This window comes from Pseudomonas crudilactis (assembly GCF_013433315.1).
Taxonomy (GTDB): domain Bacteria; phylum Pseudomonadota; class Gammaproteobacteria; order Pseudomonadales; family Pseudomonadaceae; genus Aquipseudomonas; species Aquipseudomonas crudilactis.
In genome coordinates this window covers 43110-58284 of the sequence record NZ_WXVV01000022.1, presented here as the reverse complement: position 1 = coordinate 58284, position 15175 = coordinate 43110, and the positions used below count along the sequence as shown (strand labels likewise).

The window sequence follows — 15175 nt, the reverse complement described above, 5'->3', positions numbered from 1 at the left end:
GCAAGGGATAGCCAACAAATCCAGGCCAACAAAAAGCCCCGAACCAGTCGGGGCTTTTCGTGGGCGGGCGTGTGAGACGCTTACTGGAACAGCGACTCGCTCGACAGGCCATTCTTCTCAAGGATCTCACGAAGGCGCTTGAGGCCTTCCACCTGGATCTGTCTTACCCGTTCCCGGGTTAGACCGATTTCCAGGCCTACGTCTTCCAGCGTGCTGCTCTCGTGACCGCGCAGACCGAAACGACGCACAACCACCTCGCGCTGCTTGTCGGTCAGTTCCGACAACCATTGATCGATGCTCTGCGACAGGTCGTCATCCTGCAGCAGTTCGCACGGATCGGTCGGACGATCATCGGTAAGGGTGTCCAGCAGGGTTTTATCCGAATCAGGACCCAGCGAGACGTCGACCGAAGAAACCCGTTCATTCAGGCCCAGCATGCGCTTGACCTCGCCCACCGGTTTTTCCAGCAGGTTGGCGATTTCTTCGGGTGAAGGTTCGTGATCAAGCTTTTGCGTCAGTTCCCGTGCGGCCCGCAAGTACACATTCAACTCTTTGACCACGTGAATCGGCAACCGGATGGTCCGGGTCTGATTCATGATTGCGCGCTCGATGGTCTGACGAATCCACCAGGTTGCGTAGGTCGAGAAGCGAAAGCCGCGCTCGGGATCAAACTTTTCTACCGCGCGGATCAGTCCGAGGTTGCCCTCTTCGATCAGATCCAGCAGCGACAGCCCTCGATTGACGTAACGCCGGGCGATTTTGACCACCAGCCGCAGGTTACTTTCAATCATGCGCTTGCGCCCGGCCGGATCGCCACTCTGCGACAGTCGCGCAAAATGTACTTCTTCCTCGGGAGAGAGCAATGGGGAAAAGCCGATTTCATTGAGGTACAACTGCGTGGCATCCAGTGCCCGAGTGTAGTCGATGTACTTATGTTGTTTAAGTGAAGCGGAGTGTTTGGATTTGGAACGAACGGAAGGTGGAGCAGCCCCTTCATCATTCGACATCGAAGATTCCGAATCGATGCCGGCCTCCATAAGGAGAACCTCATCGTCGATGTCAAACTCCGGCACTTCTTTACTGAGAGCCATTGTTATAGTCCTTTGGTGAGTTCGACCCCAAGCTCAAGCGACGCCTTTATCCTTGGCAGCGCTGGAGCCTGTCCCCTCTACGCGACGGAACAGGCTGGCTTACAAATCAACGTCTTGGCAGGAACTGCAGCGGATCTACAGGTTTACCTTGGCGGCGAATCTCAAAATGCAGTTTCACCCGGTCCGTACCCGTTGACCCCATTTCGGCAATTGTCTGTCCGACCTTGACCTGCTGTCCCTCCCGAACCAACAGCCTGCGGTTATGGCCGTAGGCACTGACGTAGGTTTCGCTGTGTTTGATGATGACTAATTCGCCGTAGCCCCTTAAGCCACTCCCGGCGTATACCACCGTCCCATCAGACGCAGCTAAAACAGGCTGTCCCAAATCCCCGGCGATATCAATTCCTTTATTCAAACTACCGTTTGAAGAGAATTTTCCAATCAGAATGCCATTAGATGGCCACCCCCAGCCGGTCGGGGCCGGGCCTGCTGGAGGCAGTGGCGCAGGTGCCGATTTGCTCGCGACGGACGGTACAGCCCCCGTAGAACCGGTGGTTGTAGTGGTGGTCGTGCCATTTGCCTGGCGCCGGATTACCGTGGTTTTACTCGACGAAGAAGGCGAAGAACTGCTGTTGCTCACCACCGCCGTCGGCGTTGAACCGGTGCGGCCATCAAAGCGAATTGTCTGACCCGGATGGATCGTGTACGGCGTAGGAATATTGTTCCGGGCCGCGAGAGCTTTGTAGTCCCAACCATAGCGAAACGCGATCGAAAACATCGTATCGCCGGGACGGACTACATATTGTCCGGTTGTCACGGTAGGACGCTGGGCCACCGCGTTGTTGCGATCAACGACCCGGACATTGCTCGATTTGGTGCTGGAGCAACCGACCAGCAAGGTGCTCAAGACAAGGCCAGTCACCAGGCGCTGAAAGCTCGTGTTACCCATACGCTGCGCAATGACTGTGAGACTCACCCGCCGCTCCCTTTGTGGTGGCTGAAAAATGTGAAATGCCGGATTCCGGCATGAGGTGTCGCAAGTATAACGGGCCGGATCGGCTTTACCTTTAATGAAGCGAAATCGCTTCGCGCACACGTTTGCAAGTTGGCAATCTGCTGCGTTTAAACCATCGCTGCCGGAGTAAGACACAGGCGAACGAAAGGAATTCAGCGCACGCAAACAAATGCTCAGGCCAGTGGCCCATTAAGCAAAGGCACGAAGCGAACGGCGCCCAGAACGTGCCGGGAAAAGCCGTTTTCCTCACGCACGATCAGCATCAATTGCTGCACTTCTCCCGAGCCGACCGGAATCACCATGCGCCCGCCCGGAGCCAGTTGATCGAGCAAGGCTTGCGGTACATCGGTGGCCACGGCCGTGACAATAATGCCGTTATACGGTGCCAGCGCCGGCCAGCCTTCCCAGCCATCGCCCCAGCGGAACACCACGTTGCGCAGGTTCAGCTCGACCAGACGCTCCTTGGCCCGGTCTTGCAGCACCTTGATGCGCTCGACCGAGAACACGCGCTCGACCAGTTGCGACAAGACGGCAGTCTGGTAACCGGAACCGGTGCCGATCTCCAGCACTTTATCCAGCGGCCCCGCCTCCAGCAGCAGCTCGCTCATGCGCGCCACCATATAAGGCTGGGAAATGGTCTGGTTGTTGCCGATCGGCAGCGCCGTGTCTTCGTAAGCGCGGTGTGCCAGCGCCTCGTCGACGAACAGATGACGCGGTGTGCGCCGGATCACTTCGAGGACCTTGGCGTTGGACACGCCTTCTTCATACAAGCGCTGGATCAGACGCTCACGGGTACGCTGGGAAGTCATGCCGATGCCGCTACGCAATCGGTCTTCGTGTTCACGGGCCATCAGCGCAGTCCCTCCAGCCAGCCATCGAGGCTTCTAAAGGCTTCATTGAAGGTCCGATCGAGCTGCAACGGCGTGATGGACACATAGCCCTGCATCACCGCATGAAAGTCCGTGCCCGGGCCGCCATCTTCGGCATCACCGGCGGCGGCAATCCAGTAACCGGCCTTGCCACGCGGATCGACCACTTTCATCGGCGCCGCCGCCCGGGCGCGGTGGCCGAGGCGGGTCAACTGAATACCGCGAATATGGTCGATCGGCAAATTGGGAATGTTCACGTTGAGCACCGTGCGCGGCGGCAGATCCAGCCCGGCGTGGGCCTCGACCAGTTTGCGCGCAAAGTATGCCGCTGTCGGCAAATTATCCACCTGCCGCGAGACCAGCGAGAAGGCAAATGACGGACGCTCGAGAAAGCGCCCTTCGAGCGCTGCCGCGACGGTGCCGGAATACAACACATCATCACCCAGATTGGCGCCGAGGTTGATCCCGGACACCACCATGTCCGGCTGGCGCTCCAGCAAGCCATTAAGGCCCAGGTGCACGCAGTCGGTCGGTGTGCCGTTGAGGCTGATAAAGCCGTTGGCCAGGTATTGCGGATGCAACGGACGGTCGAGCGTCAGCGAACTGCTGGCGCCGCTCTTGTCCTGCTCCGGGGCGATAACCACGCATTCGGTGTAATCCGCCAGCGCAGCATAAAGCGCGGCGAGACCGGGTGCGGTTACCCCATCGTCGTTAGAAATCAGAATACGCATGGGCTGTCCGTCTGCCCCACCGGCACCAGATCAACGAGCTCGCGCACCAATACGGTGGCGAAGCATCCGGCCGGGAGGACGAATTCCAGTTGCAGAATGTCAGGCTGGGGATAATGCCACGTCAACCCGCCAATGGGCAGCCGCAGGATGCGACGTTCGTGGCTCATGCCGGCATGAACCAACCAATCGCGCAGCTCCGCTTCACCGGCGGCAATCCCCTGCTCCAGTTCATGGACAACGCCTGCGGTCGGCGAGTCACCTTCGCCCCACTGCGGGCCGGTTGGATGCAGATCGAGAATCGCCAGGCGCGGATCGCTGCACTCGGCTTCACCGGCGGGGAAAAAACTCCGACTGTCGGTGAACGCGAGCAGATCGCCGACCTGGGCTTTTTGCCAGGTGCCATCGGCAACCCGTGCGGCGAGCACCTGATTGAACAGAAAACTGCGCGCGGTCGAGAGCAGGCGCGAACGCACATTACGTTGCTCCGGCAAGGCTTTGCGCGCCGCCCACGAACGCGCATCAACGACGTTGCCGCCGTCATGGCCAAAACGCTGGGCGCCGAAATAATTGGGGATGCCTTGTTTGGCGATCAGTTGCAGACGCTCTTCGATTGCAGCTTTGTCGCCGGAGAATTGGGTCAGGCGCAGCGTGAAACCGTTGGCCGAATGCGCACCGCGTTGCAATTTGCGCTTGTGGCGGGTGGTCTTGAGGATCTTCAGCGTGTCGTTTTCCGCCGCCGAAAGATCCGGATCAGCCTTGCCCGGCAATTGCACGCTGAACCACTGACGGGTCAGCGCCTGACGATCCTTGAGCCCGGCATAGCTGACGGTGCGCAATGGCACCCCGGCTGCCTTCGCGATACGGCGCGCGGCTTCTTCAGTATTCAGGCCACGTTTTTCAACCCAGATCCACAGGTGCTCGCCATCGCCGCTGAACGGGATATCGAGGACTTCATCGACCTGAAAATCTTCAGCGATGGCTTTCAGTACTGCGCTGCCAAGGGGTTCGCCATAGGCCCGTGGGCCGAGCAGTTGCAGTTCATTCATGCGCGCAGCAACAAGGCAACGGAGTGCACGGCGACGCCTTCTTCGCGACCGACAAAGCCGAGCTTTTCGGTGGTGGTAGCTTTCACGTTCACTTGATCCAACTCAACTTGAAGATCCGCCGCGATCAGCGCGCGCATCGATTCGATATGCGGGGCCATTTTCGGCGCCTGGGCAACGATGGTGTTATCGACGTTGCCGACTTTCCAGCCTTTGGCATGGATCAGCGCGACCACGTGACGCAGCAGAGCACGACTGTCGGCGCCTTTGAATTGCGGGTCGGTGTCCGGGAAATGCTTGCCGATATCACCCAGCGCCGCAGCGCCGAGCAAGGCATCGCTCAAGGCGTGCAGCAGGACGTCACCGTCGGAATGAGCGAGCAGCCCGAAGCTGTGTGCAATGCGCACGCCGCCCAGAGTAATGAAATCGCCTTCAGCGAAACGGTGCACATCATAGCCGTGGCCAATACGCATAAAAAAAACGCCCCGATTTTTGTCAGGGCGTGATTCTACCTGCATTAACCGCGCAGGGCGCGTGCGTGATGCTGCAAGTGGTCGTCTATAAAGCTTGAGATGAAGAAATAGCTGTGGTCGTAGCCCGGTTGCAGGCGCAACGTCAGCGGATGGCCCGCTTGTTTTGCCGCTTGTTGCAGGGCTTCGGGTTTGAGCTGGGTAGCGAGGAAGTCATCGCGATCACCTTGATCGACAAGCAATGGCAGCTTCTCGGTGGCCTCAGCGATCAAGGCGCAGGCATCCCACTCTTTCCACTTGGAACGGTCTTCGCCCAGGTAACGGGAGAACGCCTTCTGCCCCCACGGACAATCCATCGGATTGTTGATGGGCGAGAATGCCGACACCGATTGATAGCGCCCAGGATTTCGCAATGCGCAGACCAACGCACCGTGACCGCCCATGGAGTGGCCGCTGATGCTGCGTTTGTCCGAAGCGGGGAAATGCGCTTCAACCAATGAAGGCAATTCCTGCACGACATAGTCATGCATCCGATAGTGCCGCGACCAAGGTTCTTGCGTGGCATTCAGATAGAACCCGGCACCGAGGCCGAAATCCCACGCGCCATCCGGATCGCCAGGCACATCAGGGCCGCGTGGACTGGTGTCCGGGGCGACGATGATCAGCCCGAGTTCGGCGGCCATGCGCATCGCGCCGGCCTTCTGCATGAAGTTCTCGTCGGTGCAGGTCAGGCCGGACAACCAATACAAAACCGGCAGTTTGCCGCCCTGCTCCGCCTGCGGCGGCAGGTACACGGCGAACACCATGTCGCAGCCGAGCACATCGGAGCGATGGCGATAGCGCTTGTGCCAACCGCCGAAACTCTTCTGACAGGAGATATTTTCCAGACTCATGGGATTCTCCCAGCTGCAAGTGGCAAGCTTCGAGCTTCAAGAAAAGGCAAAAGCGCCTTTGCTTGCAGCTTGAAGCCTGTCACTTGCGCTGCTTTTAGAAATGAATGACGGTACGGATGCTCTTGCCTTCGTGCATCAGGTCGAACGCCTTGTTGATGTCTTCCAGGCCCATGGTGTGGGTGATGAAAGTGTCCAGCGGGATCTCGCCGCTCTGCGCCATGTCGACGTAGCTTGGCAATTCGGTACGACCGCGCACGCCGCCGAATGCCGAACCGCGCCAGACGCGACCGGTGACCAACTGGAACGGACGGGTCGCGATTTCCTGGCCAGCACCGGCCACACCGATGATTACCGACTCGCCCCAACCTTTGTGGCAGCACTCAAGCGCGGCGCGCATCAGTTGCACGTTGCCGATGCATTCGAAGGAGAAGTCGACGCCGCCATCGGTCATGTCGACGATCACTTCCTGAATCGGACGATCGAAGTCTTTCGGGTTCACGCAGTCGGTGGCGCCGAGTTGCTTGGCGATCTCGAACTTGGCCGGGTTGATGTCGATGGCGATGATGCGCGCAGCCTTGGCTTTCACCGCGCCGATCACCGCAGACAGACCAATGCCGCCCAGACCGAAGATGGCCACGGTGTCACCCGGTTTGACCTTGGCGGTGTTAAGCACTGCACCGATGCCGGTGGTGACGCCACAGCCCAGCAGGCAAACCTTTTCCAGCGGCGCGTCTTTGGAGATCTTGGCCACGGAGATTTCCGGCAACACGGTGTATTCCGAGAACGTCGAAGTACCCATGTAGTGGAAAATCGTTTCGCCCTTGTAGGAAAAACGCGAAGTGCCGTCCGGCATCAAACCTTTGCCCTGAGTCGCGCGAATCGCCTGACACAGGTTGGTCTTGCCCGATTTGCAGAATTTGCACTGGCCGCATTCCGGGGTGTACAGCGGAATGACGTGATCGCCTACGGCAACCGAGGTCACGCCTTCGCCGATCGCTTCAACGATGGCGCCACCTTCGTGACCGAGGATCGACGGGAAGATGCCTTCCGGATCCGCGCCGGACAGTGTGTAGGCGTCGGTGTGGCAAACACCGGAAGCTACCACGCGCAGCAGCACTTCACCGGCCTTGGGCATGGCGACATCGACTTCTACGATTTCCAGCGGCTTCTTGGCCTCGAAGGCAACGGCGGCGCGCGACTTGATCATGCTGACTCTCCAGTGAATGCATTGAATAAAAAACCAGACAAGGAGTGTAATACATGGCTTTACGATGAATAATCCGGACAAAAGCAAAACATTATTGCCATACAGGGATAATCCCCATGTCCGAAAACCGCTGGGAAGGCATCGACGAATTCGTCGCCGTCGCTGAATGCAGCCAGTTCACCGCCGCAGCCGAACGTCTTGGGGTTTCGTCCTCGCACATCAGTCGACAAATCGTACGGTTGGAGGAGCGTTTACAGACGCGCCTGCTCTATCGAAGCACCCGCCGGGTGACGCTGACTGAGGCCGGACAGACATTCCTGCAACATTGCCAACGCTTGCAGGATGGTCGTGAGGAAGCACTGCGTGCGGTTGGCGATCTGACCAGCGAACCGAAAGGCATGTTGCGCATGACCTGTGCCGTCGCGTACGGCGAGCGCTTTATCGTGCCGCTGGTCACGCGGTTCATGGGGCTGTATCCGCAGCTGCGCATCGATATCGAACTGAGCAATCGCCAGCTCGATCTGGTGCATGAAGGGCTGGATCTGGCGATTCGTCTGGGACGTTTGCAGGACTCGAGGTTGGTCGCGACACGCCTGGCGCCACGGCGAATGTATCTCTGCGCGTCACCGTCCTACGTTGAGCGGTACGGTCGCCCACACAGTCTGTCGGAGTTGAGTCGGCACAATTGCCTGATTGGCAGCTCGGACATCTGGCAGCTTGAGCAAAACGGGCGGGAGTTTTCCCAGCGCGTGCAGGGCAACTGGCGCTGCAACAGTGGGCAAGCGGTGCTGGATGCGGCGCTTCAAGGCGTGGGGTTGTGTCAGTTGCCGGATTATTACGTGCTGGAGCATCTGCACAGCGGTGCGCTGATTTCGTTGCTGGAGGCGCATCAGCCGCCGAATACGGCGGTGTGGGCGCTGTATCCGCAGCAGCGGCATTTGTCGCCGAAGGTGCGCAAGTTGGTGGATTTTCTAAAGGAAGGGTTGGCTGAGCGGCCGGAGTATCGAAGCTGAGTGATGGGTTGCCTGAACTACCGCTTTCGCGAGCAGGCTCGCCCCCACAGGGGAATGGCGGCGAATGCAAATTTGGGGTCAGGCGCAAATCAAATGTGGGAGCGAGCCTGCTCGCGAATGCGATCTGAAAAGCGCCACTGCACTCAGCGGCGATTAGCCCAACGCTGGCGCAACCATTCGAGATCTTCAGGCCGGGTCACCTTGAGGTTATCCGCCCGCCCTTCAATCAGACGAGGTTTAAGCCCAGCCCACTCCATCGCCGACGCCTCATCGGTAATCAGCGCATCCGCCACCAGACTGTCCGCCAACGCCCGATGCAACGCACCAAGGCGGAACATCTGCGGCGTGTACGCCTGCCAGATCACGCTGCGATCCACGGTTTCAACCACGCGCCCGTGCTTGTCGACCCGCTTCAACGTGTCGCGCGCCGGCACCGCAAGCAAACCGCCGACCGGATCATCCGCCAGTTCATCGAGTAACCTGTCGAGATCATCGCGACTCAGATTCGGCCGTGCCGCATCGTGCACCAGCACCCAATCTTCATCATCGGCACCCTGCGCATGCAGATGCAGCAAGGCATTGAGCACCGAACCAGAACGCTCGGCCCCGCCTTCTACCCGCTGAATGCGCGGATCGCTGGCGCAGGCCAGGTTTGGCCAGTAAGGATCATCAACCGCAAGACTGACCACCAGCCCCTTGAGGCTTGGGTGATCGAGGAAACAGCCGAGGCTGTGTTCAAGAATTGTGCGCCCGCCCAGTTGCAGATACTGCTTGGGACGGTCCGCGGCCATTCGGGCACCGACGCCCGCGGCAGGAATCACGGCCCAGAAGGCCGGCAGGGAATTGATCATTGGGCCAACTGATAAAGGGTTTCGCCGTCCTTGACCATGCCCAGTTCGTGACGAGCCCGTTCTTCAACGGTCTCCATGCCCTTTTTCAACTCGCTGACTTCAGCGTCCATCACTCGGTTGCGCTCCAGCAAACCTTCGTTCTCGGCGTGTTGATCAGCAATCTGCTGATTCAGCTCGGCGACCTGCGCCAGACTGCCATTGCCCACCCACAGGCGGTACTGCAGACCGGCCAGTAGCAAGAGCAAAACGAGAAACAACCAGTAAGGACTGCGCATCGAATATCAGGTATCCAGTGAAAAAAGACAGCCACGCCAAAACTTTGAAGCATCTGATAGCACGAAGCCTGGAAGACCCAGGCTTGTGCATTCAAGGCATCAGATTAGTGGCAAATCCATCGCTGTCACGACTTTTTCGACACAATCCGGTGTCCTTCCATCGATTTGTACTTAGCCGCGGAATTCGCTGCGACCGTTGTACTTGGCCTTGCCATTCAACTGCTCTTCGATACGCAGCAGTTGGTTGTACTTGGAAACACGGTCAGAACGGCACAGCGAACCGGTCTTGATCTGGCCAGCCGAGGTGCCCACAGCCAGGTCGGCAATGGTCGAATCTTCGGTTTCGCCGGAACGGTGCGAGATCACTGCGGTGTAACCGGCAGCCTTGGCCATCTGGATGGCTTCCAGGGTTTCGGTCAGGGTGCCGATCTGGTTGAACTTGATCAGGATCGAGTTGGCGATGTTTTTATCGATGCCCTCTTTCAGGATCTTGGTGTTGGTCACGAACAGGTCGTCGCCCACCAGTTGAACCTTCTCGCCGATCTTGTCGGTGAGGATCTTCCAGCCAGCCCAGTCGGACTCGTCCAGACCGTCTTCGATCGAGATGATCGGATAACGTTCGGTCAGGCCTTTGAGGTAATCAGCGAAACCTTCAGCGGTGAACACCTGACCTTCGCCGGACAGGTTGTACTTGCCGTCTTCGTAGAATTCGCTGGCCGCGCAGTCCAGAGCCAGGGTCACGTCGGTGCCCAGCTTGTAACCGGCGTTGGCCACTGCTTCGGAGATCACTTTCAACGCGTCTTCGTTGGACGCCAGGTTCGGTGCGAAACCGCCTTCGTCGCCAACGGCAGTGCTCAGGCCACGGGCCTTCAGCACAGCTTTCAAGTGATGGAAAATCTCGGTGCCCATGCGCAGACCTTCCGAGAAAGACTTGGCGCCAACCGGCTGCACCATGAATTCCTGGATGTCGACGTTGTTATCGGCGTGCTCGCCACCGTTGATGATGTTCATCATCGGTACCGGCATCGAGTAGACACCCGGCGTACCGTTGAGGTTGGCGATGTGTGCGTACAGCGGCAGATCCTGATCCTGAGCAGCAGCCTTGGCCGCAGCCAGGGACACGGCGAGGATGGCGTTGGCGCCCAGGGTCGCTTTGTTTTCAGTACCGTCGAGCTTGATCATCGCGTGATCCAGGGCTTTCTGGTCGCTTGGGTCGGTGCCCAGCAGCAGATCGCGGATCGGACCGTTGATGTTGGCTACCGCTTTGAGCACGCCCTTGCCCAGATAACGGCTCTTGTCGCCATCACGCAGCTCGAGCGCTTCACGCGAGCCAGTGGATGCACCGGACGGCGCGCAAGCGCTGCCGATGATGCCGTTGTCGAGAAGCACGTCCGCTTCCACGGTGGGATTGCCACGGGAGTCGAGAACTTCACGACCTTTGATGTCGACGATTTTTGCCATTGTTGTAAACACTCCAAAGTTGACGAAAACGACGCAGCTAGAGGAAATCTTTTTACCGTCGGCAAGGGGTGTGCAGCGGGCAGACTTGCAGACGATAACGCTCATGCCCGAGGGCATGAGCGACAAATCGTGCGGTACTTTACCGGAGAATTGAGTGTTACGCGGTTTCTACCGTCGGAAAACTCTTCACCAGTTCGTCCAAAGCTTTGAGCTGGGCCAGAAATGGCTCCAGTTTGTCCAGACGCAAGGCGCAAGGGCCGTCGCATTTGGCGTTGTCCGGATCCGGGTGCGCTTCGAGGAACAGACCTGCCAGCGACTGGCTCATGCCCGCCTTGGCCAGATCCAGAACCTGGGCACGGCGACCACCAGCGGAGTCGGCACGACCACCCGGCATTTGCAGCGCGTGGGTCACGTCGAAGAATACCGGGTACTCGAACTGCTTCATGATGCCGAAGCCGAGCATGTCGACCACGAGGTTGTTGTAGCCGAAGCTCGAACCACGCTCGCAGAGGATCAGTTGATCGTTACCCGCTTCCACGCACTTGTTCAGGATGTGTTTCATTTCCTGAGGGGCGAGGAACTGGGCTTTCTTGATGTTGATCACTGCATTGGTCTTGGCCATCGCGACGACCAGATCGGTCTGGCGCGACAGGAAGGCCGGCAGTTGAATGATGTCGCAGACCTCAGCGACGACCGCGGCCTGATCAGGCTCGTGGACGTCGGTGATGATCGGCACGCCGAAAGCTTGTTTGATGTCCTGAAAGATGCGCATGCCCTCTTCCAGGCCAGGACCACGATAGGAGGTCACAGAAGAACGGTTGGCCTTGTCGAAACTGGCCTTGAACACGTAAGGGATACCGAGTTTCTCGGTGACCTTCACGTACTCCTCGCAAACCTGCATGGCCATGTCACGGCTTTCCAGCACGTTCATGCCACCGAACAGCACCATGGGTTTGTCGTTGGCAATCTCGATGTCGCCGACGCGGATGATCTTCTGTGCCATCGGGGTTACGCCTTCTTCTGGTGTTGAGCCAATGCTGCTTTGACAAAACCGCTGAACAGCGGATGGCCATCACGTGGTGTCGAGGTGAACTCTGGGTGGAACTGGCAAGCGACGAACCATGGATGATCCGCAGCTTCAACCACTTCAACCAACGCTGCGTCAGCGGAGCGACCGGAGATTTTCAGGCCGGCTTCGATGATTTGCGGCAGCAGGTTGTTGTTCACTTCGTAACGGTGACGGTGACGTTCAACGATCACGTCCTTGCCGTAGCAGTCGTGCACCTTGGAACCGGCTTCGAGCAGGCATTCCTGAGCGCCGAGGCGCATGGTGCCGCCCAGATCGGAGCTTTCGGTACGCACTTCAACAGCACCGGTAGCGTCTTCCCACTCGGTGATCAGACCCACAACCGGGTGGCCGCTGGCGCGATCGAACTCGGTGGAGTTGGCGTCTTTCCAGCCCATCACGTTACGGGCGAACTCGATGACCGCCACTTGCATGCCCAGGCAGATACCCAGGTATGGAACCTTGTTTTCACGAGCGTACTGAACGGCAGTGATCTTGCCTTCCACGCCGCGCAGACCAAAGCCGCCCGGGACGAGGATCGCGTCGACACCTTCGAGCAGCGCAGTGCCCTGGTTCTCGATGTCTTCGGAATCGATGTAGCGCAGGTTGACCTTGGTACGGTTGCTGATGCCGGCGTGACTCATCGCTTCGATCAGCGACTTGTAGGCGTCCAGCAGCTCCATGTACTTGCCGACCATGGCGATGGTCACTTCGTGTTCCGGGTTCAGCTTGGCGTCAACCACCGCTTCCCACTCGGACAGGTCAGCGCTGCCGCACTGCAGGCCGAAACGCTCGACAACAAAATCGTCCAGACCCTGCGAGTGCAGGATGCCCGGGATCTTGTAGATGGTGTCGGCGTCTTCCAGCGCGATCACCGCACGTTCTTCAACGTTGGTGAACTGCGCGATCTTGCGACGCGACGAGACGTCGATCGGGTGATCGGAACGGCACACCAGCACGTCTGGCTGCAGGCCGATCGAACGCAGCTCTTTGACCGAGTGCTGGGTTGGCTTGGTTTTGGTCTCGCCAGCGGTGGCGATGTACGGCACCAAAGTCAGGTGCATCAGCATCGCGCGCTTGGCGCCGACTTCGAAACGCAGTTGACGGATGGCTTCGAGGAACGGTTGCGACTCGATGTCACCGACGGTGCCACCGATTTCAACCATTGCCACGTCAGCGTCACCGGCCCCCTTGATGATACGGCGCTTGATTTCGTCGGTGATGTGCGGGATCACCTGGATGGTTGCACCCAGGTAGTCACCACGGCGCTCTTTGCGCAGCACGTGCTCGTAGACACGGCCAGTGGTGAAGTTGTTGTTCTGGGTCATGGTCGTGCGGATGAACCGCTCGTAGTGGCCCAGGTCCAGGTCGGTTTCGGCGCCGTCGTGGGTGACGAACACTTCACCGTGCTGGAACGGGCTCATCGTGCCCGGGTCGACGTTGATGTACGGGTCCAGCTTCAGCATGGTGACCTTAAGTCCCCGCGCCTCCAGGATGGCCGCCAATGAAGCCGATGCAATGCCTTTCCCCAATGAAGAAACAACACCGCCCGTGACGAATATGTAGCGCGTCATGAAAAACCCTAGAAGTCTGCGTTAAAGCGGTACGAGCCGCCGGGGAAAGCGAAGGAAGGCCGAAGCCCCCGATCACCTGCATTAATCACAGTGCACCTTTCAAAAAAACCGCCGCGTTGGGACAGACCGGCAGATGAAACACCGGTACGTTGCTCGCTACACATTTTTTGGAATCGCCCAGCAAAGACTGCTTGGTAATCGGCAACTCCTGCAATTCAGGCGAATCCACAGAAGTTGTATCAAGAAGGGAGCGTAGTCTACCGGAATGCTCCTTTCAGCTCAAACCTTGATCTTCGTCTGTTGGCTGCCAATGCAATTTCCAGCCATCGTGCGCATCGCCATCAAGTCCCGGCAGGTTCGCCACCGCAAGCAATTCTGCATCGCGAAACAGCAGCGGCAATCTGCCACGCACGAAGCCCGGCACTGCGCGCTCATTGAGCAGGCGCTTGAGATCACGGTGGCCGCGATCCGCCAGATGCATGACCTCACCGCCCTGACGATAGGCAATGCGCAGCGGCCCGGAAGGAGTCTGCCCGCTGAACATGACACGTCCGTTATCGGCCAAGCGTAGCGCTGACGCCGGGCTCTGCCACTCGCACCCGATCACTGGCGTGCGCAGCCACTGACCGCTGAGCCACCATAGCCGACCGGCGCTGCGGTGCAGTTCGCCATCGGCCAGACGCCAGATCGGTGACGCATCAGGAGCGGCATCGCACAGATCCGACCAACCCGACCAATGGTCGGTGTCAGGCAGGCGCGTCAGCGGCTCAAGCCAGTGACTGAGGGCGTTTCGTTGACGAGCGACAGACAATGCAGCCAGCGGCGCCAGTTCCAATGACGGCAATCCCAGCCATTCGAATTCATGCGCGGTGGCGGCGTCAGCCAGATCAATCTGCGCCAGTTCATCGAGCAGCCCCTGGGCTTCACGCAGATGCGCAGCGCTGCGAGCCATGCTCGCCTGCGCTTGCGGCCAGCGCTCGCTCAGCGACGGCATGACCTGATGCCGCAGGTAATTGCGCGAGAATTGCTGATCCTGATTGGATGGGTCTTCGATCCAGACCAATCGGTGAGCCTGCGCATAGGCTTCGAGTTCGGCCCGGGAAACATCGAGCAATGGACGAATCAATGTGCCCTGCCCCATTGGCCGCTGCTTAGGCATCCCCGCCAATCCGCGCACACCCGCACCACGCATGAGTCGAAACAACAGCGTTTCCGCTTGATCATCGCGATGCTGGCCAGTGAGCAACACGTCATTGGCTTGCGTCAGTGAACCGAACACTGTGTACCGCGCATCCCGCGCCGCGCGCTCCAAGCTTGCACCCGGCTGCACCTTCACACGCTCGATCAGCAACGGAACACCCAGCGCATCGCACACGGACTGGCAATGCTGCGGCCACGCGTCAGCCGCAGCCTGGAGGCCGTGGTGAATGTGGATAGCACTGAGTGGAGGGAGGGATTCGGATTTTGCGAAATGGGCGAGCAGGTGCAGCAGAACAGTGGAGTCGAGACCACCGGAGAAGGCGATACGCCAATGAGTGGCGTTGCGCCAAGCCTCAAGGTTCAGTAATAGCCGGGAAGGCAAATCAATCGAGAGCTGACTCATTTTTTCACCTTCA

At 59.0% G+C, this 15175-nt stretch carries 15 protein-coding genes; 1 reads left to right on the top strand and 14 read right to left on the bottom strand.

The features are described 5' to 3' along the window. Positions 1-80: 80 nt before the first annotated feature. The 8 genes from rpoS to GTU76_RS22290 all read right to left on the bottom strand — a co-directional run bounded on the left by rpoS (position 81) and on the right by GTU76_RS22290 (position 7319). Positions 81-1091, bottom strand: coding sequence for an RNA polymerase sigma factor RpoS (rpoS, locus tag GTU76_RS22325; RefSeq protein WP_016985073.1), 1011 nt, complete (start codon positions 1089-1091; stop codon positions 81-83). A gap of 106 nt (positions 1092-1197) precedes the next feature. Then, on the bottom strand, positions 1198-2067 hold the full coding sequence (locus GTU76_RS22320; RefSeq protein WP_180699638.1) for a peptidoglycan DD-metalloendopeptidase family protein: 870 nt from the start codon (positions 2065-2067) through the stop codon (positions 1198-1200). Positions 2068-2279: 212 nt separating this feature from the next. Next, positions 2280-2915: a protein-L-isoaspartate(D-aspartate) O-methyltransferase gene (locus GTU76_RS22315; RefSeq protein ID WP_172828219.1), complete on the bottom strand. Its 636-nt coding sequence runs from the start codon at positions 2913-2915 to the stop codon at positions 2280-2282. Between the two features lie 41 nt (positions 2916-2956). Further along, the gene (gene surE, locus GTU76_RS22310; protein WP_016985076.1) at positions 2957-3706 is read right to left on the bottom strand and encodes a 5'/3'-nucleotidase SurE; all 750 of its coding nucleotides are present in this window, start codon (positions 3704-3706) and stop codon (positions 2957-2959) included. Beyond that, positions 3694-4752, bottom strand: coding sequence for a tRNA pseudouridine(13) synthase TruD (gene truD, locus GTU76_RS22305; protein WP_180699602.1), 1059 nt, complete (start codon positions 4750-4752; stop codon positions 3694-3696). The genes surE and truD overlap by 13 nt, the downstream gene beginning before the upstream one ends. Next, a complete protein-coding gene (gene ispF / locus GTU76_RS22300; RefSeq protein ID WP_016985078.1) occupies positions 4749-5222 on the bottom strand; it encodes a 2-C-methyl-D-erythritol 2,4-cyclodiphosphate synthase in 474 nt (157 codons plus the stop codon). Before ispF ends, truD begins: the two co-directional genes overlap by 4 nt. Positions 5223-5266: 44 nt before the next feature. Beyond that, positions 5267-6112, bottom strand: a complete 846-nt coding sequence (gene fghA, locus GTU76_RS22295; RefSeq protein ID WP_027611043.1) for an S-formylglutathione hydrolase — start codon at positions 6110-6112, stop codon at positions 5267-5269. 94 nt (positions 6113-6206) lie between these two features. Next, a complete protein-coding gene (locus tag GTU76_RS22290) occupies positions 6207-7319 on the bottom strand; it encodes an S-(hydroxymethyl)glutathione dehydrogenase/class III alcohol dehydrogenase (RefSeq protein WP_007908835.1) in 1113 nt (370 codons plus the stop codon). Between the two features lie 116 nt (positions 7320-7435). Between GTU76_RS22290 and GTU76_RS22285 the strand changes: the two genes are divergently transcribed. Continuing rightward, positions 7436-8332, top strand: a complete 897-nt coding sequence (locus tag GTU76_RS22285; protein WP_123536576.1) for a LysR family transcriptional regulator — start codon at positions 7436-7438, stop codon at positions 8330-8332. A gap of 143 nt (positions 8333-8475) precedes the next feature. Here GTU76_RS22285 and ispD read toward each other — a convergent pair whose 3' ends face one another. The 6 genes from ispD to tilS all read right to left on the bottom strand — a co-directional run bounded on the left by ispD (position 8476) and on the right by tilS (position 15162). After that, entirely contained in the window at positions 8476-9183 is a 708-nt protein-coding gene (ispD, locus tag GTU76_RS22280; RefSeq protein WP_180699601.1) for a 2-C-methyl-D-erythritol 4-phosphate cytidylyltransferase, read from the bottom strand. Then, on the bottom strand, positions 9180-9458 hold the full coding sequence (ftsB, locus tag GTU76_RS22275) for a cell division protein FtsB (RefSeq protein WP_007908838.1): 279 nt from the start codon (positions 9456-9458) through the stop codon (positions 9180-9182). Before ftsB ends, ispD begins: the two co-directional genes overlap by 4 nt. Before the next feature lie 171 nt (positions 9459-9629). Next, a complete protein-coding gene (gene eno, locus GTU76_RS22270) occupies positions 9630-10919 on the bottom strand; it encodes a phosphopyruvate hydratase (RefSeq protein ID WP_007908839.1) in 1290 nt (429 codons plus the stop codon). A gap of 157 nt (positions 10920-11076) precedes the next feature. After that, on the bottom strand, positions 11077-11922 hold the full coding sequence (gene kdsA / locus GTU76_RS22265; protein ID WP_016985082.1) for a 3-deoxy-8-phosphooctulonate synthase: 846 nt from the start codon (positions 11920-11922) through the stop codon (positions 11077-11079). 5 nt (positions 11923-11927) lie between these two features. Continuing rightward, positions 11928-13559: a CTP synthase gene (gene pyrG / locus GTU76_RS22260; protein WP_016985083.1), complete on the bottom strand. Its 1632-nt coding sequence runs from the start codon at positions 13557-13559 to the stop codon at positions 11928-11930. Positions 13560-13833: 274 nt separating this feature from the next. Then, entirely contained in the window at positions 13834-15162 is a 1329-nt protein-coding gene (tilS, locus tag GTU76_RS22255; protein ID WP_180699600.1) for a tRNA lysidine(34) synthetase TilS, read from the bottom strand. Positions 15163-15175: the final 13 nt, after the last annotated feature.